The sequence below is a fragment of the Pararhodobacter sp. genome (genome assembly GCF_034676545.1).
In the GTDB taxonomy this organism is placed as follows: Bacteria; Pseudomonadota; Alphaproteobacteria; order Rhodobacterales; family Rhodobacteraceae; genus Pararhodobacter.
In genome coordinates, this window is the sequence record NZ_JAUCBZ010000004.1 from 13,967 (window position 1) to 36,140 (window position 22,174).

Genomic DNA, 22,174 nt, shown 5'->3' on the forward strand with positions numbered 1-22,174 from the left:
GTATGGCCGGCGGTGGGTTCACCATTGGCGACTGGTGCTGGTTCACCCGGCAGGCATCGCCGTGCCGCGTAATTGAGCGGCAGGACGTGTGGGGCGAGTTGGCCTACCGCGTGTGGCTGCCCGCCAAGGACGCTGTTGTGCGCGCTCGGGCGGTTGACTTGGCATCGCTGGAAAGTGTGCGCCCGAGCGTGGAGCAAATCCTGCATACCACGGCGGCGGCCAAGTTGCTGGATGCGCTGGAGGACAAACTGCTGTTGGCGCCCATCCAGTCCAGCGTGGTGCCGCTGCCGCACCAGCTCTATGCGCTGAACCGCGCCATCAGCCGCGACCGTATCCGCTACCTGCTGGCCGATGAGGTGGGTCTCGGCAAGACCATCGAAGCCGGCTTGGTCCTGCGCGAACTGAAATTGCGCGGCCGGGTGAAGCGCATCCTGGTGGTGGCGCCCAAGGGTCTCGTGCGCCAGTGGCAGGCCGAAATGCGTCTGCACTTCGGCGAGAAGTTCCAGTTCATCGAGCCGTCCGAGCTGGCGGCCTTCCGGCAGTGGCGCAGCGGCGGCGCGGGCGAGGAAGAGAACCTGTGGCGCATGCACGACCAGGTGATCTGCTCGCTGGATTCGGTGAAGCCGCTGGAAGGCCGTCGTGGCTGGAGCCTGGAGCAACTCAACACCTACAACCGCGAGCGCTTCGAGGACCTGATCTCAGCGTCGTGGGATCTGGTCATCATCGACGAAGCCCACCGCATGGGCGGCAGCACCGAGCAGGTAGCCCGCTACAAGCTCGGCGCGGCGCTGGCCGAAGCGTCGCCCTATCTCTTACTGCTGTCGGCCACGCCGCACCAAGGCAAGACCGACCAGTTCATGCGACTGATGCAGTTGCTGGATCGCGAAGCCTTCCCGGACGAAGGCAGCGTCAGCCGCGACCGGGTGCGGCCCTTCGTGATCCGCACCGAGAAGCGCGCATCGATCAACGCCGAGGGCCAGCCGCTGTTCAAGCCGCGTGTCACCCGGTTGCAGGCCGTGGCCTGGCAGGCCCGACACGGCTCGCAGCAGCGGCTTTATGAGGCGGTGACCGACTATGTGCGCCACGGCTACAACCAGGCATTGGCATCCAAGCAGCGCCACATCGGTTTCTTGATGATCCTGATGCAGCGGCTGGTGACGTCCAGTACGGCAGCCATCCGCACCACGCTGGAAAAGCGCCAGGCCCTGCTTGAAGCACCGCAGCCCCAGGCCAACTTGTTCGAGAGCACCAGCGCCGACGAGTGGGCAGACTTGGACGGCCAGTCCCAGGTTGATCTGGCGATGCAGTCCAGTGGCTGGGAGCTGGAGAAGTCCGAAGTCGAGATGTTGCTTGAGCTGGCACGGGAAACGGAGGCCGCCGGCACCGATGCCAAGGCCGAGGCACTGCTGGAGCTGATCTACAAGCTGCAGCAAGAGGAAGGCGACCCGGCGCTGAAGGTACTGATCTTCACCGAGTTTGTGCCTACCCAAGCTATGCTGGCCGACTACCTGGAGAGCCGTGGATTCTCGGTGACGACCCTTAACGGCAGCATGGACCTGGAAGCGCGCACGCGGACACAACAGGTGTTCTCAAAAGATGTGCGCGTGCTGATTTCGACGGATGCCGGTGGTGAAGGTTTGAACCTGCAGTTCTGCCATGTCATCGTCAACTTCGACATGCCGTGGAACCCGATGCGGATTGAGCAGCGCATTGGCCGGGTAGACCGTATCGGACAGAAGCACGTTGTTCGCGCCATCAACTTCGTGCTCGAAGACACTGTGGAGCATCGAGTGCGCCAGGTGTTGGAGGCAAAGCTCGAGGTCATCGCGCAGGAGTTTGGCGTCGACAAGGCGGCCGACGTAATGGACTCGGTCGAGGCCGACCCGATCTTCGACGAGCTGTTCGTGCATGGTCTGCAGAACCCGGATGCCATTGAACAGGAGTGCGACGCGGTGGTGTCGCAGCTGCGATCCACCCTAGCGGAGTCGAAGAAGAACAGCGATCTGCTCACCACAGAGCACGATCTGGACGCTGATGATGCCCGCAAGTGGCGCGACCATCCGGCGCAGTTCTGGCTGGAGCGCGCCATCACCAGCGGGTTGGCTGCGCGCGGCGGCTCGGCGGCGAAGGTTGGCAAGGCGTGGCGAGTGAAGTGGGCGGACGGCAGCGAGTCGGCACAGGCTTGTTTTGACGCCCGCACGGCGGATGAGAACCCGGAGTTGGAATGGGTCACGATGGAAGACCCACGCGCCCGTGCTGTGATCAGTGAGCTGCCATGCTTTGTCGCCGGCCAGCCGCTACCGGTGATCCGCGTGACCGGTCTGCCGGACTCGGTACGCGGCATCTGGTCGCTGTGGGAGATCAGTCTGGCGGCTGAAGGCTTGAGCCGGAAGCGCTTCCTGCCGGTGTTCATCAACGAGGAAGGCCGGCCCTTCGTGCCGACCGCCAAGCGCGTCTGGGATCTGCTGCTCACTGAGACCGTAGACGTGCATGCCGTGACGGGTGCCGAGGAGTCGGTGAAGTGGTTCGAGGCATCGCATTCGGCTGCCAGCACCCAGGGTGAACGGATCTTCACCGAGCTGCTGACCGAACACCGCGCCCGGCTGAAGGAAGAGCGCGAACGTGCGGTGTATGCGTTCGAGGCCCGAGGTCAGGCCATTGGACGAATTGGCTTACCCGCCGTGCGTGAGCACCGGCGCAAGCGGCTGCAACAAGAACACGATGCACGCATGGCCGCCTTGGACGACATGGAGGCCAGCGTGCCGGATTTGAATGCCGTGATGATGGTGCGCGTCTCCGGCGATGTGATGCCCGGAGCGAATGTGACGAAAGAGCGTGTGGCATGAGCCAGTGGTCAGAACGCATTCTCAGCCACTTCACGGCCGATCTCACCCGGCTGTGGGTGGCGTGCGACCCCGACGATGTGCTCCTGGACGAAAAGCTCTTGTCCGAACTGCGCAGGCGGGGCTTCGAGGTCATGCTGTACGAAGACCCGTTCGCCTTTCGGGCGGAATACGAGGAACGCTATCGCGCAGCCTGGGATCGCGGTGAGGCGGGGCCAGCGCCGTCGCTGGTTCTTCATCTGCGCAGCGCTGACGCGAATGAGTTGCCGTGGGACATCATGCACCACGGGCGTGTGGTTCGATTGAGCCTTGCGGAGCTCTTCCCCAAGCTGGCATACAGCGCGGTGCAGCAAGTGGAGCCGGAGCATTTTGCCGGGCTGTTTCATGCCCACCGGACCGAATTGCAGTCAGCGCGCGGCGAGAACGAGTCCAAGGACTTCATCCTTGAACACGTCTACCAACTGGCGCCAAGGTCGATTCGCAACCCGGTGGACTTCTGGCGTGAGCTGCTGCGAATGCACTTCGCCAATCGCTCGTTGCCGCCCCTGTTTGCTCAACACGCGGCAGGCATCATTCAAGGCAAGGGGCTCTTCACGGATCTGCCCGTCGCCACATGGCTGGCGTCCAAAAGTGCGCTGCTGCGCGTGGTACAGGATGCGTGGTATCGCTACCTGAAGACCCTGGGGCTGGATGGCATGCGCACGGGCGAACCGCCACCGCCAGACTACGTCGCCAAGATAGAGATTCCGTTCGAGCACTCCGATGTGCAGGTGCTGGTCGACTCCATGTTCCTCGACGGCAGCTTGCATCCGCTGGCGGTGCACAGTGTTCCGGCGGGGATGCCGAGTTGGATCAAGGCCGGCATTGTCCAGGACCCGGCGGCGTTGCAGGCTTTGGTGCTCAAAGGCATCGATGGCCTGATCGAGACGACCCCAACGGCGGCCTCTTCGCACAAGGACTGGAGCGAATTCGCCAAGCGTTACGGTGAGATCCTGGCCCGCACGCATGGTCTGCCAGGCACGGAAGGCAGCGAACACCTGCCGGTGATTCGGGAGCGGATCAAGACCTTGCAGGCGCAATCAGACGAGCGTCTTCAAGCCTGGGTCGCAGCCAAGCATTACGCCGACCTGATCCTGCAGCCGGTGACCAAAGGCCCGGTGATGGTGCACCACGTGCCGCGCTTCTTGCGCCATCGGCGGTCCGCAGGGGAAACCAAGGTGGCTCTGCTGGTATTCGACGGGCTTGCCTTCGACCAATGGGTGCAGATCCGGGAGCGCCTGATCGCCACCACAAAACGCTTTGCGTTCGACGAGGGAACCGCGTTCGCCTGGCTGCCGACCGTGACATCGGTGTCGCGTCAGGCGCTGTTCTCCGGCCTGAAGCCGCGGGAATTCGACGACTCCATCGACAGGACGGACAAGGAGGAATCCTTGTGGAAGACGTTCTGGCAGAACGAAGGCGTCAACTCGAATGAAGTGATGTATCGACGCGCGCTGCGACAGACCAATCAGCTCGACGCACTGGAAGCGGATTTGATCGACCGGCGCCCGAAGGTGGTGGGCCTGGTCATCGATGAAGTGGACGATCGGCTCCACAAGGAGCGGTCCAAGAAGGACGTGGCGATGTGGATCGGGAACTGGTTGACGACCGGTTTCGTCGACCGGCTGTTCTCGCTGCTGCTGGACAAGGGATACCACATCTATCTCACGGCGGACCACGGCAACGTTGAGTTCCACCGGCGTCGGCAGGCCCAGCCAGGGCGTGATTGCAGAGACGCGCGGAGAGCGCGTTCGGGTCTACCGGAGTGAGCCATTGCTGGCCGATTCCGCTGCGGCCTATCCCACCACAGTCAGGTTGGACATCGCTGGACTACCCGCGAACTTCATGCCCCTATTCGCAGGCGGACGAACCGCCTTTGTGCCGGAGGGAGAGCAGGTGGTGGTCCACGGCGGGGTGTCGGTCGAAGAGTTGATCGTGCCCTTTGTGAAAGTCAGTTATGTGATTGGTACCGAATGAATTCATCAGCCCCTCAAATCGGCTTTGATCGGTTCATTCAGCTTGATTGGGCGGCTGCAGCACTGAATGTTCGTGCGGGTGCGGCTGGGCTAGATGATCTGAATGCACTGCTTGATGCAGCCGGACTTGGCGTTGAAGCCAAGAAGAAAACACGCACCGTACTGAATCGGCTCTGGCTGGAGCCGCGCGCAGAACTGGTTGATTACGCAGATCGCGGCGTGGCCATCCACAAGACGCAGCCGGACATTCCCGTCGCCGCGCTGTGCTGGGGTATGGCCGTTGCGACGTACCCGTTCTTCGGCAAGGTGGCAGAGCTGGTGGGCCGACTGTCCGCCATCCAGGGAGATTGCGCGTCCGCCGAAGTGCACCGGCGCATGAGTGAGACCTACGGGGAGCGCGAAGGTACCCGGCGCATGACCAACATGGTCATCCAGAGCCAGGCTAGCTGGGGCGCGGTGGAGCGTGTGGAAAAAGGCAAGCGCGTGATCCGGCTTGCTTCAACAGCGATCGACAACGCCGGACTCACGGCATGGCTGATCGAAGCGGCTGTGCGCTACGCCGGCAAGCCCGTTTCTGTGCCCAGCCTGCAGTCGCTGCCAGTGTTGTTCCCGTTCACCCTAACGCGGCCACTGGCCTACATGGTGTCGAACAGCGCGAACCTGAGCCTTCGGTCGGAAGGGCCGAGTAATCAGTTCGTCGCGCTGCATCAGAGGTAGTCATTGCTCATGTCCTGGCGATCCCACATCGACCTAGCTGTAAAGCGCATGCGTAAGGCGGTCGCCAGGCGAATCGCAACATTATGGCACTACACCTATCGAGCCCAACACCAGCTTTGGGTATTGAAGCTTCGATACGGCCATATCGCTTTTTTATGCTCTGCTGCTCCTTCTCCTTTCTGAAAGCGCCTACCTGTCGCCAGCTCTCCAAAATGTGCTTGCGAGCTATTACTCGACCGAACATGCAGTCGAGGGTCTGCGCGGGCTGATCCTCAATGTGGGAAGCGCGCTGATAGGGGCTGCTGCGATTGTTACTTCCCTCGTACTATTCGCCATGCAGGTGAACATCGAGCGCATGCCTCACGGGCTATTTCGCCGTCTGAGCGCAGATCGGAAGTTGCTCGGTGCGTTCGCGTTGGCATTCCTCCTGGCAATAGGCGTCGCAACGCTGTCGACCTTTGTGGATCAGGCCCGGCTGGCGCAGGTCGTGCTCGCAGCATCATGGGCGGTCGTATTCATACTGATCTCGTTCATGTACGCCTATCGGCGCGCTTTGGTTCTCATCAACCCATTGCAGCAACTGGGCATACTCATGCAAGACACTCGTAAGGAATTGCGGACATGGGCTCGGCGGGCTCAGCGTGCGATGCCGCTGCTTGAACGCGATGAAGGCGCAAATTCCACGACGTCGCCTTCGGACTCCACGCATGACTTGGCCCGTACCGCATTTTTTCAGATCAACAATAGATGGACCGATGGAACAAAACGAGCGGTCCGACATGCAATGTCATTTGCGGGGCGCTATGCAGAGCAGGGAGACTATGAAGTTTCTGGTGCGGCGCTGAACGCTGTCGTCGGCATCAATGCTGCATACATCGAGTCCAAGGGAAAAACGTTCTACGCCAACAACCCCTTTGTCGAAAATCCCTTCTCCAGCGATGGCTTCATCAACGACACGCTGGAGCGCCTGCGGCAAAACTCGCAGAGTGGGATTGCGCGTCGGGATGAGCAGCAAATCGAGCAGACACTGCAAGCAATGGCTGCACTTGTCCGAGTGTATCTCGGCATTGATTACTCCAGCCCGTATGCCTCGAAAAGCCACGCGCAGCTCGCTACAGGATACCTTGCAAGCGCGGTGCAGTCGGTCGTTCCTCATGGTATGGCCGATGTTCTGCTAGAGGGACAGCGGCTCATGGGGCAATCTGCGCAATATCTCCTAGCCCATGGAGATCCGAACGACATAGCAACGCTCAGCGAAAAAATTGCTTTGATTGCGTGCACCGGCTGCGCGAAAGAGGACTACCGCCCCGTCACGATGGAAGGCATGGCGCAGCTTGCGAATCTCACTTTTGATCTACTTCGCTGTGGGAGCCACGACATTCACTTCGCCGTTGGGGAAGTCCGCCGAGATGTTGCTTTGGTGGCGAAGTTATTTCTCACCGTACCAGATACTCCCCTGTCGAGCAGCCATAGCACATTTTTGGGGCCGTACTACTCGTTGACGAGCATGCAGAGTTTGATGTCGCGGCTTACGGAGTTGGCGAACGCGCTCTCGCAAGCACAACCGGACAATGCAGATGCCCAAGCGGTGATACGAAACATCGAGCGTTGGGCGGATGGCATTTACCAAACGGAGAAGGAGCTACTTCTCGCAGCCATACAGGCAAAGTCCCACTTTGCTTTTGACATGATCCACTGGATAACGGGCGTAACGGAAATCCTGTTGGCAGTGTCGAATGCGCCCGCATGCGACCACCACAGCCAAGAGGAGCTGCAGAAGCATGCGCGCTGGTTGATCGCGACATTGACTTGGATTCCCGATGACAAGGAATCGGTGACGTTTGTTGAGAACTTCCAGATGACCGAGGTGTTGTTCGAAGCCGCGGTCAATGCTCGAAATCGCGGCTGTGATGAGATCGCAAGGGAGATCGGGGAAAGCCTCGCATCCTGGACGTTCAAAGGTGGGAGGTATCAAACAGGCAGGGCAGTGCTGGAGAGGGGGTTTTGTGGTCTCGCAGCATTCGCCGTCAATGGTGGGGATGAAGAGATTTCACTACTCAGAACCGCAGTCGCATCTCGATTGACCGGCAAGTCTGCTCCGGAGCAGGAAATCCGCGATCGAACTGCCAGAGAAATCCTGGAACGCGCCGAGAACCTGTACAGGCAAGGACACTGGTCGTCACGGATCGAAATGGCAATTGCTCAATCCGACCATGCGAAACTGCGTCCACTGCTGGAGGAAATCGCCTTCGCGCTGTCGCCAGGCACAGCCAACAAGTAGGCTCGGGCCGCCTCCACACATGGTGTTACGTCCCTGCCATTGGTGCAGCCGTCTTCTGCAAATGACAATATGTCTATCGGAGACGTTCCACGAAGGTGATTGACCGTCTTACAGGTACTTCTTGAACGTCGCCGCCGCAATGCACACCGCCACGCCGAGCAGTGCGGCGCTGGGCAGCAGGATCAGCAGCGGATTCACGCTGACCGGCAATGCGAGGTAGATTACCCACGGCAGCACGGCCAGCGGCATCAGCGCGGCCCTGGCGCGGTGATAGATGAACCCCGATTCGCGTCCCGCGCCGAAGCGGCGGATGTCCCGGCGCACCAGGCCGTCCACCAGCCCGACGAAGGCGGCCATCAGGAACAGCGGCAGGGTCAGGCAAAGCACCAGCAGCCGCACGAGGAAGACCAGCGTCGTGTAGGCCGACGCGATCAGGTAGCTCTCCACGTTCACGTAGACCAAGCCGATGTAGTAGCGGAAATCCTTGGTCGGGCGATGGCTGCCGGCGCTGGCCTGCGCCGCGGCGTCGCGTATCCAGTCCAGCAGACCGCTCTTCACGAACAACCAGTCGTAGCCTTGCTCGACCAGCCGGTGCGCGGTGCGCCCCGGCTCCTGCACCAGCGCGCTGCGCGTGAAATGCGTGGAGAGCTGATCCAGCTCGTAGTGCAGCATGCCCTGCGCGTGGCGCCAGCCCTGATCGGGCCAGAAGAAGTGCATGCCGACACATTCGATCAGGATGCACAGCAGCAGCGCGCCGCACAGCACGCCGAAGAAGCGGAACGGCAGCGTGACCAGGCTGGCGATCAACCCCTGCTGTCGTTGCTGCTGGCGCTGGGCCGCGACGGCCGGATCGCTCATGGTTCGGCCTCTTCAGCGGCGGCCATCTGCTTGAAGTCGTCCAGCAGGTCGTCGGGCAGCGCCTTGTCTTGCAGGCCGGGAATGCCTTGGTTCTCCCACCAGTCTCCTGCCTCGACGTAGTGCTGTCGCATGTAGCCGGCCAGCTCCTGCAGATCCTTCGGCATGGCTTCGTCGGGGTCGGGTTCCGGCAGCGGCATGCGGACTTTCCAGAGGTTGCCGCCCTCGATCAGCGCGAAGCACTGCCCCTTGGGCAGCGCCACCACATGCGCCGGCTCGATCAACGGCACGCTGTTGCTGCTGATGCGGTCCTGGGTGTTGGACGTGAAGGCGGTATTGCCGTGCGGGTCGGAGCTGTCGGTGGCGCCGCTCATCAGTGCCGTGGCGTACACGTTGACCTTGGGCAGTTGTCGCGTCAGCAGCTCGGCGGTGGCGGTCTCGCGCACGCGCAGCATGAACAGGTTGTTGAAGTTGCCGACCACCTGGCCGGCCTTGGCACGGTTGCCGATGCGCGCCTCGATGTCGCTCAAGGTCTGCGTGTAGGCCGTCACCTGCACGCCGGCACCGCCGCCCTTGTTGACCATCGGAATGAACTCGTCGCCCATGAGTTCATTGAATTCGTCGGCGTGGACGTTGATCGGAATCTTGGCGCCCACGGCTGCGCCGGGTAGCCCGTCGTCGATGCCGAACTTGTAGATGTGGCCGGCGACCGAGACCAGATCGCTGAACATCGAGTTGCCCACCGCCGCCGCGACTTCGGCGTCGGACAGCGCATCCAGCCCCACGTAGACCACCGCGCGTTTGCGGATGACCTGCATCCAGTCGAAGATCGGCCGCGGGTCGGACAGGTCGGAATAGTTCGGTGCGAGCAGTTGCGCGATCTTGCCGGTGGTGAGCTTCTCCAGCAGCGGCAGCAGCGAAGCGACGATCTTGTCGAAGTACGTCCGGTCGTAGCGCACGGCGCTGCGCAGGCCGTCGAGCACCGGGTCATAGATGCGCACCTGGGACAGGTACTGTTCGAGGGCCACCACGCGCTTCTCGCGCCCGATCATGTTGCGCGGGATGTTCTTCTCGTTGAGCTTGCCTTCGAGCTGGACGATGACCTCCCAGGCCTTCGGCTCGTTCTTGGCGAAGTAGTGCTGGGCGTACTCGATGAACAGCGCGTCGATGTTGATGACGTGGCGCTGGATCAGCAGGTAGTCCGGACGCTGCCCCAGCTCGACCAGGGCGCGCGCGATGATGTTGACGAAGCGCCAGGCGAACTCGCGGAACGCCGCGCTGTTGCCTTCCCCCGAGAGCTGTCCGGCGATGCGCGTGGCCACCTCGGAGATCCGCCCGAACCGGCCGACGGCGTTGTAGCGCGCCGAGATGTCCGGCCAGCCCAGATGGAACACGTAGAACTCGCCTTCGCGCCCGGCGCGCTTGGCCTCGACGTACATGCGCTTCAACAGGTCCGCATCGCCCTTGGGGTCGAAGACGATCACCACCTCGTGCTCGCCGCGGACCTTGCGGCGGATGTCCTGGGTGATGAACAGCTCGGCCAGCCGCGTCTTGCCCACGCGCGTGGTGCCCAGCACCAGGGTGTGGCCGACGCGCTCGCCCAGCGGCAGGGTGACGTCGGCCTCGTGCGGCTCGATGCCATGCAGGCGCGGCAGTCCGCCGACCGGCGGCAGCGGCCGTGCCGGGTTGAGCGGGCTGTCCCAGGCCAGCGCGCGCGCCAGTGTCGAGACGGGAAACGGCGCGAACTCAAGCCGCTCCTCCAGCCGCCGGGCGGCCCGGTAGATCGCCGTCGGCTCGACATAGCGGCGGAACCCCGGCCGGTAGGTCTGCATCAGCCGGTGCGTGTGCCGCTGCTCCCAGCGAAAGCCTCGGCCGACGAACAGCCGCTGTTGGCTCACCGGCACGTCGCGGCTGGTCATCACGTAGCGCGGCAGGCGGCGGATGTTGCGGCGATAGCGCAGGATCGCCCAGGCATCGCGCAGGCGAATCGCGCCGAAGATCAGGAAGGCCAGTGCCGAGCCCAGGCCGAGCAGCGGGTTCAGCGCGAGCGACCACGGTGCCACCAGGCACAGAATCGCGGCGCCGGTGCAGACCGCCACGGTATGAAGCTCCACCGCTGGCCGCAGCAGAACCTCGACCGCATGCGGTTGGGCCATTTGCGCACCTACTGCTCGACGCCGGTGGACGTGATGAGCACCGGGTAGTGGCGCAGGCCCAGGCGCTGGGCCAGGTCGTCGCCGGAGGCCGGCGAGAGGCTCAGGCCGGGAGCCAGGCTGCGCAGCGCCGTCAGCGCGGCCATCGACTCCACGTTGACCACCAGGCCCACGGCCTGCAGCTCGCGCAGCGCGGTCTGCCGCTGCCGCAGCCAGGCGCGCGAACGCTCGTCGTCGCCGATCAGGAACAGCGCCGTCAGGCCCGGCGCCCGGTTCACGCGGCGCTGCACCTCGCCCGGCGACAGTTGCGTCGAGCGCACCGGCAGCATGGCGGCTTCGGCGTCGGCCGCATTGCCCACGCGAGGGGCCGGCATCGGGGCCGGCGGTGTGGCCTGATCCGGCTGAGGATTCAGCGACTGGTAGTACGGCAGCGCGGAGTCGCCGCCGCGGTCTTCGACGACGATCAACGGCGCAGAGGCGGTCTGCGCGAAGACGGTGGTCGTGGGCAGCAGCCCGATGGTGGCGATGAGGACGATGTGGTTCATGGCGTGGTGGCCTGGAGGGTTGGAACGGGAACGTCGGGGTTGAGCACGCGGGTCAGGTGCCGATGCACACTGCGCCGGTAGCGCGCCGCGGGTGCCCCGCCGGCGGGCCGGTGGTAGCGGCCGATGGCAAGCAGCCAGTCCTCGCCCGGCGTGTGCTGTTCGCGCAGGATTTCCGCAGCGATGGCGAGGTTGCGGTACGGGTCCAGCAGCTCGCAGGGCTGCGTGTAGCGATGCGCGTGGTAGCCGAGATTGACCTGGCCGAGGCCGGCGTCGATGCGATTGGCCGGCGTGTGAGCGAGGGCACGGTGCAGCCCCGCGCAGGCCTCGGCGCGGGTGGCATAGCGCTGTGGCGAGCCGGCGACGTTGAGCGTCCACGGCCAGGGGATCAGGCGCCCGCGCAGCATGGCGCTGCTCTCCTGCAAGGCCACCGCGTACAGCACCGCCGCCGGCACGTCTGCACGGTGCGCCGCCAGTTGATAGGCCGGCGGCGGCACTTCCCGCGCCAGGGCGGCCAATGCCCAGCCGCCGGTGGTGAGCAGCAGCATGGCGCTGGCGCAGCGGATGGCGATGCGGGACGGCCGACGCTCCCGGCCCGGAGCACCTATTGCCGCTGCCATTGGCCGTTCACCTCGCGCACCACGGCTGGCAGCTCGCCGGGCAGGCCCAGCGACAGCCAGCGCCCGGCATCGTGGTTGAGCGTGATGGTGCGGGCGCGCACCCTGGCCGGGTCGATGCCCGCCTGGGTGGCCCACTGCCGGATGCGCGCGTCGTCCTGACGGCTGCCGACCATGTAGAGATCGAAGGCCGTGCCGGCCGCCTGCAACTGCTGCACGCGCTGCGCGCACGGTGCGCAGTCGGCCTTGACGAAAACTGCCAGGCGCCCGGAGCCGGTGTTGCCGGCACCCTGCGCCTTGGCGCCGGGCAGGCTCACGCGCGGCTGGCCGGGAAACAGGCGCTGCCACGCCGCGTCGTAGGCGCGCTGGTAGGCCAGCGCCTTGCCGACGCGCCGGGCCTCGGCCTGCACCTGCAACTCCGCGTAGCGCCTGCGCTCCTCCTCGCTGCGGGCCTCGATACCCAGCGCCGTGAGCGGATCGAGCTGGGGCGAATAGACCCCGAGCGGCCCCTGCATCAGCTGCCGGTAACGCGCCCACTCCTCGGGCTGAAGCCCCCACTCCCGCGCCCGCCTCTCGTCGAGCGCGGCATCGGCGCCCGGCTGCACCTGGGCGGGCACCATGCGCGAGTTCGTCACCGGGGCCGGCTGGGCGGATGCGCCGAAAGCGGCGAACAGGACGATGGCAGCGAGCAACGGCCGCAGGTTCATGGCGACCTCCTACGGCACCGCAACGCGCTGCGTCTGGCCGTTCACCTGGAACACGCCCGCCTGCGCCTCGATGGACTGCAGTTGCCAGCCGCCCTCGGCATCGCCCTCGCGCAGCAGCCGGGCGCCCGCGAGCGAGGCCGCGGCGGTAGAGGTGATCGACAGAAAGCGCTCGCCTCCCCGCAGCTCCACGCCGAGCACCCGGAACGGCGGCTCCGGCACCTTGGGCTTCGTCGCAACCGGAGTGTGCGGGCGAGCGGCGGATGCCACCTGCCGGGTTTTCTCCAGGCGGGTTTCGATTGCGTTCACGCGCGCCAGCAGCGTCTGCAGGTTGACGGCCAAGGCCCTCGCCTCATCGGCCTCTTCGAGGCGCGTCATCCGTTCGTCCAGCGCCTGCCGCGCGTTGGCGAATTCGGCCTGGCTGATCGGCACCGGCCGGCGCTTGTCCGCATTGGCCTGGTGTTCGAGATCGGCCACGCGCAGGCCCAGCGCCTTGACCTGCGCATCCTGTGCGCTGCTCTGGGTCTGTTCGGCGAGCCGAGACAGGCCGACGCTGTTGATGAGTGCCACGGCACTGATGAGCAGCAGCCAGAAGGCCGCGGCGATCTTGAGCCAGCGCGTGCGGGAATTGCGCTCGGATGGCGCCTGGGGAAAGGTCATGGCTGCAGCTCCTCGGGCCGGTCGGCGTCCGGCACGGGCGTGGCGGTGCCGGGCGGGTTGGCGGAAAGGAAGGTGGGAGCACCGTGCCGGCTGAAGCAGACCTGGCGGGTCAAGTCATCGACCGACAGCTCCCAGGCGGGGCCGGCAAGGGTCAGCAAGGCATCGCGCAGCATCAGCGGGCCCAGGCGCAGGTGCGCGGCAGGCAGCGGCAGCGCGTAGAGCGTAGCGGCCTCGGCCGCATCGCAGAGCCGGTAGCCCGAGCGCAGCAACACATGGCGCATGGCATCGCCCACGCTGGCATCGAGCATGGGCGGAATCGAGACCTCCACCGCCTGCTGCAAGAGATCACGCTGCGCAGGTTCCGGCACCAGCTCGACCAGGGTGTAGCGGCCGTAGCGGGCCACCGGAACGAAACCCGGCTCCGGCGCGACGGCGGTTGGCGATGCGGCCGGCACCGCTGGCGCAGACGGCGCAGCGGTCGTGGCGCAGCCGGCGGCCAACAGGCTGCCGGCCAGCAAGCCAGTGACGAGGGCCAGGCGGTGAACAGCGCGGATGGATGGTTGCATGGAGGGCGCTTCCCTGGAACACGGAGCGCTCACCATCGCCGCCGCTTGGCCTGCGGGCAGCAAACAAAACGCACTGGCGCCCGCCCGAATACATGGCGGGGCGGCGCCATGGACTGCCATACGCCCAAGAAAAACGGCCCCGAAGGGCCGTGGAAAGAAGCCGGCGACCCCGAGGGGCCACCGGCATGGGCACATGGATCAGACCGTGACAAGCTGTCGGGCCAGGGCGACCTCGACGGAATCACCATCCTGGTTCAGAACATCCAGGCCCGACTCGGGTACGTCTCCCGACGTGCTCTGCGACACCATGATCTTCTTGGCCATCAACCCCAGGCAGGTCATCTGCGAGGAGTTGGCGTAGCCCAGGTAGATCACGCGCACCGGCTGCTTCTGGCCGATGCGCCATGAGCGCCGGGCGGCCTGCTGCAACGAATACACGTTGTAGCCGGACTGGAGGAACACGATGGTCGGGAACTCCAGCAAGTCCAGGCCGGTTTTCACCAGCTCGGGATTGGTGATGAGCACGTCGATGCCGCGGTCCAACTGCTCGGCGATCCAATCTTCCCGGCGGGAGGCATCCACGCTCGCGCGCAGCACCGCCACCTTGAAGCCTTCCTGCTCCAGCAGCACCTTCAGACGCGACGTGGTGTCGCGCGTGCCGGTATAGACTGAATAAACCAGGGTCTTGCGACCTTCTGCCTTCTCCTGCCGGCAGATCTCGATCAGCTCGCGTTCCTTGGGCATCACCTCCAGCTCGTTGAACTGAGCCGGCACGAACGCCAGGGTATGGCGGGTGCGTGGATGCACCACCGTCTCCGACCGGAAGCAGCAGTCCGGCCAGGCCAGCAGCACGTTGAGGACCACACCGAGCAGCGTCGTGTCGCGCTTCGCCAGGGCCTGCTTCAGCTCCTGGGTCAGGCGACCCGCCAGATCGCGATAGGCCGCAGCTTGCGCCGTGTCCATCGCGACTTCGCGGAACTCCTCGTCGTAGGGCGGCAGCACATTTCCGCCGATGTCCTTCAACTTGAGGAAGACCGTGAACGGCAGGACGCAACGCAGCACGCCCTTGGGACCGAAACCCGGCGCCTTGACCGTGCGCACCGATACCTTGGTGCCCTTGGCTGTCTTGTGCGCCGTGCCGGTGCTCTCGGAATAGATGTCCTTGAGCACCCCGTGATCGCGCATGAACGCCATCGCGGCCGACGTCATGCTGCCGCTCTTCGTCGGCCGGTAGCCATCTTCGATCATCCGCCCCGGCAGGGCTCGGAACAGCAGGTGGAACAGGTCGTCGCCGTAGCCGCCCATCAGTGTGCCGGTGAGCAGCAGCGTCTTGCGCGCCTTGGCCGCCAACACCCCCATGGCCTGGCCCTGAGCGGAGCCGCCGTTCTTGTACTCGTGCGCCTCGTCGGCGATGAGCAGGTCGAACGTGCCTTGGGGAAGCTGCCTCTTGATGAACTCGGACGGCTGGTAGCCGCCCTCGCCGAAGCCGAACTCCATGTTGGCCATCGCACGTTCCATGCGATGGGCTTGCCGGTCCGAGAAGACCAGCTCGCCGTTGCCATCCATCAGGTTGATGAACTCGTGGATGTTGTCCCCGAGCATCGACGCGAGGAAGGCGTCACCGAACTTTTGCATCAGCTTCTGCGCGGTGACTTCCCCGATGGTTGGAATACGCTTCAGTGCCGCGAGCACGGTCGAGGACTGGTCGCTGGCGGACAGGCCTCTCGGACGGATCAACGACCACAGCGGTGCACGGCAGTGGCTGCACTTGCGGCGGGACTCCTCGGCTTCGAGTTCGACCGGGTTGATCGGCTCGCCGTCGAGGTCGGTGATGACATGCCCGCAATCTGGGCAGGCCCCCACGTCGCCGTGAGGCGTGCGCCGGCGAACGAAGACAGGTTTCCAGTGGAACCCCATCCGCATCCGCACGCGGCCCAGGACGAAGAACTCCTGGCCCTGCGCCGGCACGCCCAACTGCTCGCGCAGTTTCAGCAGCTTGACCAGCGTGTCCGGGCCATTGAGCACCCAGACCTTGGCGCCGGCCACCGTCTCCTGGATTTCGCGCCGCCACTTGTAGACCAGGTGCGGCGGAGACAGAACCAAGGTACGGCGGTAGCCTTCGGCATTGAGTACGGCGGCGGTGGCAATACCCACCGTCGTCTTGCCGCAGCCCATCTCGCCATTGACGATCGCGGCGCGTTCGCCACGATCGACCAACAGCTCGGTGACGGCATGGACCACATCGGCTTGCGCCGGGAACAGCTTGCGCTTGAGCGCGGCGAGGATCAGTTGCCGATGCACCCGCACCTGGCCGGTGTAGACCGGAGGATTGGCGCGGTTGAGCGAATCGAGCAGTTCGTCGCCGAACTCCGATACGAAGTCCTGCAGGCTGAGCGTGAGGGGTGAAGCGGCCGCTTCGAGCAGGTCGCCCTGCACAGGCGCGTCATCAGCGGTAGAGGGAACGGTTTCGAGAACGATGGACATGGTGATGCTCCAAAGAAATGGGGCATGCACCTCCCCCACGGGGCGGTGACATGCCCCGGGGTGGGAAGAATGAAGCGGCGCGAGACCGCTGGATGCGGATCAGTATTCGCTGGGCAGCAGCAGCGTCGTGACGCTGCGATCCCATTCGGTGATGATCCAGAGCTTCAGGTCGCGCGTGACCTGGTAGGACGAGAACAGACGATCCTCGCCGGACTTCAGCGCGGCGTCGTTCTGCCGCCGATCGCTGTCGCTCAGGTCGCCCCATTCGCCATGAAGATGGCGGCGCAGGTACGGCGTGGGGTTGAGCCGGCCTTGTCGGACCAGCCCGTCGACGCCGGAGGTCATGACCACCTGCCCGGGCGAAAAGCGTGCTTGGGACGCGAGGTTGAGGACTGCGAGTGCCATGGTGGTATCTCCTTCTGGAAGATGGGGCCACGGCACCCCATCGGGGCAACGTGACCCCGGTGGGTGGATGAAAGCGACGGTGAACCGTCAGGGAACAGCGATCAGCGGATGGTCAGCACTTCGCCCCACGTGGGCGAGCCCAGCGTCAAGTCCCATGCACGAATGACCGGCACGAACTTGTCGGTGAGGATGCGCGTCTCGGCCACGGAGCCGTCGTCGCGTTCGGTGTATTCCGTCTGGAGCGTCTTCTCCTTGTGGGTGTCACCTTTGACTACCAGCACGCGCCCGGTCTTGGACGTCACTACGCCGGAAATCGCGCCCGCGGCCAGGGCCAGGGCGAGATGCCAGTGCGACAAGGCCCGCGCGGGCGGACGCAGCGACTGCTGCGCGGCCCCCAGGTGCGTATCGAGCGCCGGCCAGAGTCCTTGCAGCCGGCCGACTTCATCGGCGAACTGCTCGGGCTCCATCGTCACGCGATAGAAGTGCTCCGGCTCGGCCGGGCTGGCAGGGACGGTGTACGGCAGGAACGGCCATTCGAGCGGCAGCTCCTCGGCTTCGGCGTCGCCCTGTCCGATCTGCAGCAGCAGACCGCGCACGGCTTTGACCGACTCCGACGCCTGGTCGCGTTGACGAATCCTGCGACCGAAAATCACCACCTGCTTGAACTGCGTTTCCACCGCACGGTAGATGCGCAGGTCGGCGAAGTGGCGCGTCAGCCATCCGACCAGCTCGGCGTCGAGCACGTAGTGCGGCACGATGAAGATCAGCACGCCACCGTACTGCAGCAGCGGCAGCGCGCGCTGATAGAACAGCTTTTCCAGCCGCGCACGGCCCTGGCCTTGATAGCCGATGTTGCCGTTCACGTCCTTGCTCAGGTCGCCATACGGCGGGTTCAGCCACAGCAGCCCGAATGACTGGCGCGAGATCAGCGTGTCCATCAGGTCACCGTGGATGCAGCGATCGACCAGTTGCCGTGCGTGGCGGGCACGCTCGGCGTCGTACTCGACGACGAAGGCCTGGACCTGCTCGCGCCCGAGGGCGTGGGCGGCTTCGGCAATCGCCACGCCTTCGCCGGCGCAGGGATCGAGGATGGACATGGAGCCGGGAGACGGCGCCAATGCGGACAAGGCCCGCTCCAGCGTCGGCTCGTCGGTGGGGAAGTAGCCGTTACGGATGAAATTGCGCGCCAGGCGCGGAAACATGAGTGCCATGGATTTCTCCTGATGATGGATGAGGGAAGGCGGGCACGCGCGGCGCGCATGCCCGTGGGGATGGCTCACGCCACACGCCGAAGCGGTGCGTTCGCGGCCAGTTCGTACTGCGTGGCACCGAGGGTGCCGTTGCGGATCAGCTCGCCCAGCGCCTTCGTCAGCGCCGGGACATCGAGGGCCAGCCGATGGCCTTCCAGCGGCCCGAGGGCCAAGGGAAGACCGGTCAGCATCCGCCGTGTCTGCAACAGCTCCAGCACGGTGTCGCGCCAGTGGTCGAGCAGTGGCAGCGGGCAGGTGTCCTGCACCAGCGTCCACAGCCGGTCGAGCCGGTGAGCGGAATCCCTGGGCAGAAGCGCCAGCGCGCTGGCGTTGGCCTTGTCTGGCTTCACGCAGCGACGATCGAACAGCCACACATTCGTCAGCGAACCGAACAGCGTTCGCCGATAGGCACGGGTGATGCGCTTTTCCAGGTTCTCGACGTTGCCGACGAAGACCGGGATGGATGCGCCCTGCTCGGTGATGACGTGGAACTGATCCAGTCCCTGTTCATCCCGGCCGAGGGTCAGGCGGGCGAGGAACTCCTGAACGGCGGTGTCGCGCGCCCAGATCGAGAGAAAGACGAAATTGCCCTGCTCGTCACCGACGCAACCGTCGGCCATGAGGTCGGGGCATTCGTCGATGCGGTACAGCGTTTTGGAAGAATGGGTAGCAGGCATGGTGTTGTCCTCGAAGGAATCGGAGACAGCACGGCCCGCCGGGGCAGTCGCTGCCCCAATGGGTGGAAGAAGGTGCCGGGAACGGCTTGGCAAAGAGAAAGAGACCTGTGCGTCGCAACGCACCGTAGCCTTGAGGGTCTTGGCTACCTGGGCATGTTGTCGGCATCGCCGACGGACATGGGGGCAGATTGCTTCAGGTGATCAATGGGCCGTAGCAGAAAAAACCGCTTTGCCGTGTGCCCTTGTTTGCCTGCTTGGCCCCGATACCCTGAGGAGGGCGCTGGCTAGCAGTACCTTCGCTCCAGTTCGCTGTAGCGCGGTTCGGCAACCCGGGCGGGTCAAATGCAGACTTCGGCCACAAGCGAAAGCTCAGCTTCTCAAAGTTGCTGCCCGTCAAAGGGCCGGTTCGCTCTGATATCTGCCCAGCGCGTATCGCGCATGCCTCAGGATAAGGCGTTCGTCAGCGGACGATCGAACAGTCTGCCAACTAAAGCAACGATCAATCCAGATGTTTGTCGGCCAGGAATTTTGACATCAGGTCCGCGATCTGCACGTTGTTGAGGTCGGAAAACGGGAAGTGCGTGTTTCCGAGAATGCCGATCTCCGGCAGATGCACGACCTTTGCATCGCCGCCATGGCGGTTGATGGTTTCAGCCCAGCGTTTCGCCATGGCTAGGCGCACACGCCAGCCGTCCTGGCCCGGATTGGTCATTGGTTCCTTCGGAATGAAGTCGCCGTAGTAGATGATGATCGGGATCTTGGTGAGTTTCATGAACTCGGATTGCGGGATACCGACGGACTCCAGCGCCCCAGCAGAACTCGCCATGGCAGGTGGCACCTCGCCTTCAGGAAAGACAAAGCCGCTGCCCGGTTCGTAGGACACGATGGCGCGGACACGGGGATTCTTCATCGCGGTCAGCCAGCCCATGCCGCCGCTATGCGAGTGCGTGACGAGGATTCCTGGGCCGATCCTGTCGAACAGAGCTGAAACCGCGTCGCTGTTCACCTTGACGTCGATCGGTCCGGTATCCGGGGTCATGGCGCGGAAGTACTGTTCGAGTGCGTCCTTGGAACGAGAGAACTGCACGCCGGGAAAATAGTCGGGCCAGACGCCGACCCGGAAGGTGTTGAACCAGCGTTGTTCATCCGGCGTGGCGGTGACTGTTCCGCCAACGGTACCGCGCCCCGCTGCGCCGCGACGCGGCTGATCGATCAGGTACGTCGCGAATTGCCGCCGCAGAAAGAGCGTCTGGTAGCCCTCGCGGCCATCGGCCGTCGTCTCCCAGGTCTTGGAGAACTGTCCGAAGCCATGCCACATCACCAGCGGCAGTTTCCTGGCATTCACCGGCACTTGGTAGAAGACGCGGGCGTGGTCGCCGTGCAGCGTCTGCCCGCCGGAGGCGGGATTGGCCGTGTCGAACGTACCGGGGCTTTGAATGACCGTGCCACCCACGGCAAAGCTGCCCTGCTCCTGAATCATCAGGGGCTTTGTCGCATCGCCTGGTGCGGCGTAGGTCATCGGGGATGTCGAAAGCGCAGCGAATACCAGCGTGGCGAGTAGTCGAAGACTATGGCGTTTGATGCTCATGTTCGTGGTGTTCCTTTCGTCCCGTCTTTTTGATCGACGCGCAAAGTCAGCGCGCGACGTACCCAATCTCGGCGGCGTCACTTCAAGGGTGCCTCGACGCCACTGAGCACGGCCACTGCCGGCGGCAGCCGTTCGCCCAGGATCGCGATCCCCGCCAACGCCGCATTCAGTGCTTCAAGTTCGTCGACACTGAAGATGACTTCCGTCGCGTCGATGTTGTCGAGCAGGTGGGCCATCTGGGTGGTACCGGTGATGGGTACGATCCAGGGCTTCTGCGCCAGCAGCCAGGCCAGGGCGATCCGGGCCGGCGTCGTCTGCTTGCGCTCCGCCCAGGATTTCACGAGACGCACGAGCGCAAGGTTATGCGCCCGGGTCTCGGGCGAGAAACGGGTCTCGGTCTTGCGGAAGTCGCCATCGGCGAAGCGGGTCATCTCGTCAATTGCGCCGGTGAGGAAGCCCACCCCGAGTGGGCTCCACGGCACGAAACCGATGCCCTGTTCCTGGCACAAGGGCAGGACTTCCTTCTCGGGGCCGCGCCACAACATCGAGTATTCGCTCTGGACGGCCGTCACGGGCAGTTCGGCATGGGCCCGGCGCAAGGTCTGCAGCCCCATCTCGGACAGGCCCCAGTGCAGGACCTTGCCTTGGCCCATCAAATCCTTGATGGCGCCCGCCACGTCCTCGATCGGCACCTGCGGATCGACCCGGTGCTGGTAGAGCAGATCGATCCGGTCCGTGCGCAGGCGCTTGAGCATGCCTTCGACGGCCAACTTGATATGGTCTGGACGGCTGATGAGCCCCGTGAGTGTGGTCACCCGATTTGAGGTTCCGATGATCACGGTAAGTGAGGGGTGTGCGATTAGTTGTCCGACTTTGAGCACCTTGGGGCTCTGCCCCAAGACCCCGCACTCGCCGTGGGGCAGCCGTGCCAGGCGTTACTACGCCTGGCACGGCGCCGATAGCGTGTGTCGCCTCCAAGGCGTCAAGGGTGCGCTGCGCCGCAGGCCGTTGGCCTGCGCCCTTGACCCCTTTCCGGCGAAAGCAATGCCAAATCACTTGCACGGCGCATATTTCAGCCAAAAGCGTGTGAAATTGGTCACGTAAGTCGAGCAAACGCGTTCAGGTTTGATGATGGGTATTAGATAAGTCATTGATTATACTAAACCATCACTGATTATGACCAAATTTCGATCAACTTCGACGAAGGGATTCTGCATGTCCATCACGGAGCGTGAATCTTGGGTTTACTCAAGAGCTTACATTCACCGCCATCATCGAACGTGATCGAGAAGCCCCAAGAATCCCATCAGGATGAGTGACCGTACTCACCCCGCGCGCCGCGCGCCGGTCTGCAGATCGATGTTGAAACCGAACTTGCTGGTGATCGCGACCTTGTCCCGGAACGGCGTAATGGCTTCGCCGAGAATGTGCTCACACTCATGCGGACCATAGGCCTCGGCGGTGTCGAAAAAGGTGACGCCGCGCTCATAGGCCGTGCGGATGATATTGATCATCTCGGGGCGGGCCGGGATCGTCGTCTGGTAGCTGCGGGCCATGTTCTGGACACCGAGGCCGATACTGGAAACCTCCAGCTGACCGAGCTTGCGCCGGGCGTTCCTCTGACCGGAGAGGAGCGGGCCGCCAGCGGAAGGAGCCGATCCGGCCGCAGCCTGCGCACGGGCGCTCCCCACAAGCCCGGAACCGGCAACGGCCGCGCCGTACGCGACCACCATTGAGGTACTGATGAATCGACGCCTCTGCTCATCAAATGCGGCGTGGGTCATTACTCACTCCTTCCTTACATGGAATTCATCAAA

At 64.2% G+C, this 22,174-nt stretch carries 19 protein-coding genes; 5 read left to right on the plus strand and 14 right to left on the minus strand.

Annotated elements, in window-relative coordinates; genetic code table 11:
* Window positions 1–2 precede the first annotated feature (2 nt).
* From VDQ28_RS00425 to VDQ28_RS00445, 5 genes are all read left to right on the plus strand, one after another.
* Entirely contained in the window at window positions 3–2,846 is a 2,844-nt protein-coding gene (locus VDQ28_RS00425) for a DEAD/DEAH box helicase (RefSeq protein ID WP_323034153.1), read from the plus strand.
* Window positions 2,843–4,651 carry a BREX-3 system phosphatase PglZ gene (gene pglZ / locus VDQ28_RS00430; RefSeq protein ID WP_323034154.1) on the plus strand — a complete coding sequence of 603 codons (1,809 nt, stop codon included), beginning with the start codon at window positions 2,843–2,845 and terminating at the stop codon, window positions 4,649–4,651. The genes VDQ28_RS00425 and pglZ overlap by 4 nt, the downstream gene beginning before the upstream one ends.
* 4 nt (window positions 4,652–4,655) lie before the next feature.
* Complete coding sequence (locus VDQ28_RS00435) at window positions 4,656–4,859, plus strand: hypothetical protein (protein ID WP_240656056.1); 204 nt, start codon at window positions 4,656–4,658, stop codon at window positions 4,857–4,859.
* Window positions 4,856–5,575, plus strand: a complete 720-nt coding sequence (locus tag VDQ28_RS00440; RefSeq protein WP_043741273.1) for a hypothetical protein — start codon at window positions 4,856–4,858, stop codon at window positions 5,573–5,575. The genes VDQ28_RS00435 and VDQ28_RS00440 overlap by 4 nt, the downstream gene beginning before the upstream one ends.
* Before the next feature lie 214 nt (window positions 5,576–5,789).
* Window positions 5,790–7,856: a hypothetical protein gene (locus VDQ28_RS00445; protein ID WP_323034155.1), complete on the plus strand. Its 2,067-nt coding sequence runs from the start codon at window positions 5,790–5,792 to the stop codon at window positions 7,854–7,856.
* A 108-nt stretch (window positions 7,857–7,964) separates the two neighbouring features.
* Here the strand turns inward: VDQ28_RS00445 and VDQ28_RS00450 are convergent, their stop codons facing one another.
* From VDQ28_RS00450 to VDQ28_RS00515, 14 genes are all read right to left on the minus strand, one after another.
* Window positions 7,965–8,714, minus strand: coding sequence for a TIGR03747 family integrating conjugative element membrane protein (locus tag VDQ28_RS00450; RefSeq protein WP_323034156.1), 750 nt, complete (start codon window positions 8,712–8,714; stop codon window positions 7,965–7,967).
* Window positions 8,711–10,867, minus strand: a complete 2,157-nt coding sequence (traD, locus tag VDQ28_RS00455) for a type IV conjugative transfer system coupling protein TraD (protein ID WP_323034157.1) — start codon at window positions 10,865–10,867, stop codon at window positions 8,711–8,713. Before traD ends, VDQ28_RS00450 begins: the two co-directional genes overlap by 4 nt.
* An 8-nt stretch (window positions 10,868–10,875) precedes the next feature.
* Window positions 10,876–11,409, minus strand: a complete 534-nt coding sequence (locus VDQ28_RS00460) for an integrating conjugative element protein (protein ID WP_011805427.1) — start codon at window positions 11,407–11,409, stop codon at window positions 10,876–10,878.
* Window positions 11,406–12,026 carry a lytic transglycosylase domain-containing protein gene (locus tag VDQ28_RS00465; protein WP_323034158.1) on the minus strand — a complete coding sequence of 207 codons (621 nt, stop codon included), beginning with the start codon at window positions 12,024–12,026 and terminating at the stop codon, window positions 11,406–11,408. Before VDQ28_RS00465 ends, VDQ28_RS00460 begins: the two co-directional genes overlap by 4 nt.
* Entirely contained in the window at window positions 12,011–12,730 is a 720-nt protein-coding gene (locus VDQ28_RS00470) for a TIGR03759 family integrating conjugative element protein (RefSeq protein WP_219800238.1), read from the minus strand. Before VDQ28_RS00470 ends, VDQ28_RS00465 begins: the two co-directional genes overlap by 16 nt.
* Before the next feature lie 9 nt (window positions 12,731–12,739).
* On the minus strand, window positions 12,740–13,387 hold the full coding sequence (locus VDQ28_RS00475) for a hypothetical protein (RefSeq protein WP_323034159.1): 648 nt from the start codon (window positions 13,385–13,387) through the stop codon (window positions 12,740–12,742).
* A complete protein-coding gene (locus VDQ28_RS00480) occupies window positions 13,384–13,953 on the minus strand; it encodes a PilL N-terminal domain-containing protein (RefSeq protein WP_058149684.1) in 570 nt (189 codons plus the stop codon). Before VDQ28_RS00480 ends, VDQ28_RS00475 begins: the two co-directional genes overlap by 4 nt.
* Window positions 13,954–14,151: 198 nt before the next feature.
* Window positions 14,152–16,437, minus strand: a complete 2,286-nt coding sequence (locus tag VDQ28_RS00485) for a helicase-related protein (protein ID WP_323002059.1) — start codon at window positions 16,435–16,437, stop codon at window positions 14,152–14,154.
* Window positions 16,438–16,536: 99 nt separating this feature from the next.
* Window positions 16,537–16,842 (minus strand): hypothetical protein, encoded by a 306-nt coding sequence (locus VDQ28_RS00490; protein WP_323002058.1) that lies wholly within the window; start codon window positions 16,840–16,842, stop codon window positions 16,537–16,539.
* A gap of 101 nt (window positions 16,843–16,943) precedes the next feature.
* Entirely contained in the window at window positions 16,944–18,053 is a 1,110-nt protein-coding gene (locus tag VDQ28_RS00495) for a DUF6094 domain-containing protein (RefSeq protein WP_033955552.1), read from the minus strand.
* 65 nt (window positions 18,054–18,118) lie between these two features.
* Window positions 18,119–18,769, minus strand: a complete 651-nt coding sequence (locus VDQ28_RS00500) for a hypothetical protein (RefSeq protein ID WP_323034160.1) — start codon at window positions 18,767–18,769, stop codon at window positions 18,119–18,121.
* 499 nt (window positions 18,770–19,268) lie between these two features.
* A complete protein-coding gene (locus VDQ28_RS00505; RefSeq protein WP_323034161.1) occupies window positions 19,269–20,357 on the minus strand; it encodes an alpha/beta fold hydrolase in 1,089 nt (362 codons plus the stop codon).
* Between the two features lie 77 nt (window positions 20,358–20,434).
* The gene (locus VDQ28_RS00510; RefSeq protein WP_323034162.1) at window positions 20,435–21,172 is read right to left on the minus strand and encodes an aldo/keto reductase; all 738 of its coding nucleotides are present in this window, start codon (window positions 21,170–21,172) and stop codon (window positions 20,435–20,437) included.
* A 510-nt stretch (window positions 21,173–21,682) separates the two neighbouring features.
* Complete coding sequence (locus VDQ28_RS00515; RefSeq protein WP_323034163.1) at window positions 21,683–22,141, minus strand: aldo/keto reductase; 459 nt, start codon at window positions 22,139–22,141, stop codon at window positions 21,683–21,685.
* Window positions 22,142–22,174: the final 33 nt, after the last annotated feature.

Coding starts and splice junctions, on each gene's coding strand:
- VDQ28_RS00425 (WP_323034153.1), top strand. CDS start 3: ATGGCCGGCGGTGGGTTCACCATTGGCGACTGGTGCTGGTTCACCCGG.
- pglZ (WP_323034154.1), top strand. CDS start 2,843: ATGAGCCAGTGGTCAGAACGCATTCTCAGCCACTTCACGGCCGATCTC.
- VDQ28_RS00440 (WP_043741273.1), top strand. CDS start 4,856: ATGAATTCATCAGCCCCTCAAATCGGCTTTGATCGGTTCATTCAGCTT.
- VDQ28_RS00450 (WP_323034156.1), bottom strand. CDS start 8,714: ATGAGCGATCCGGCCGTCGCGGCCCAGCGCCAGCAGCAACGACAGCAG.
- traD (WP_323034157.1), bottom strand. CDS start 10,867: ATGGCCCAACCGCATGCGGTCGAGGTTCTGCTGCGGCCAGCGGTGGAG.
- VDQ28_RS00460 (WP_011805427.1), bottom strand. CDS start 11,409: ATGAACCACATCGTCCTCATCGCCACCATCGGGCTGCTGCCCACGACC.
- VDQ28_RS00465 (WP_323034158.1), bottom strand. CDS start 12,026: ATGGCAGCGGCAATAGGTGCTCCGGGCCGGGAGCGTCGGCCGTCCCGC.
- VDQ28_RS00470 (WP_219800238.1), bottom strand. CDS start 12,730: ATGAACCTGCGGCCGTTGCTCGCTGCCATCGTCCTGTTCGCCGCTTTC.
- VDQ28_RS00475 (WP_323034159.1), bottom strand. CDS start 13,387: ATGACCTTTCCCCAGGCGCCATCCGAGCGCAATTCCCGCACGCGCTGG.
- VDQ28_RS00480 (WP_058149684.1), bottom strand. CDS start 13,953: ATGCAACCATCCATCCGCGCTGTTCACCGCCTGGCCCTCGTCACTGGC.
- VDQ28_RS00485 (WP_323002059.1), bottom strand. CDS start 16,437: ATGTCCATCGTTCTCGAAACCGTTCCCTCTACCGCTGATGACGCGCCT.
- VDQ28_RS00490 (WP_323002058.1), bottom strand. CDS start 16,842: ATGGCACTCGCAGTCCTCAACCTCGCGTCCCAAGCACGCTTTTCGCCC.
- VDQ28_RS00495 (WP_033955552.1), bottom strand. CDS start 18,053: ATGGCACTCATGTTTCCGCGCCTGGCGCGCAATTTCATCCGTAACGGC.
- VDQ28_RS00500 (WP_323034160.1), bottom strand. CDS start 18,769: ATGCCTGCTACCCATTCTTCCAAAACGCTGTACCGCATCGACGAATGC.
- VDQ28_RS00505 (WP_323034161.1), bottom strand. CDS start 20,357: ATGAGCATCAAACGCCATAGTCTTCGACTACTCGCCACGCTGGTATTC.
- VDQ28_RS00515 (WP_323034163.1), bottom strand. CDS start 22,141: ATGACCCACGCCGCATTTGATGAGCAGAGGCGTCGATTCATCAGTACC.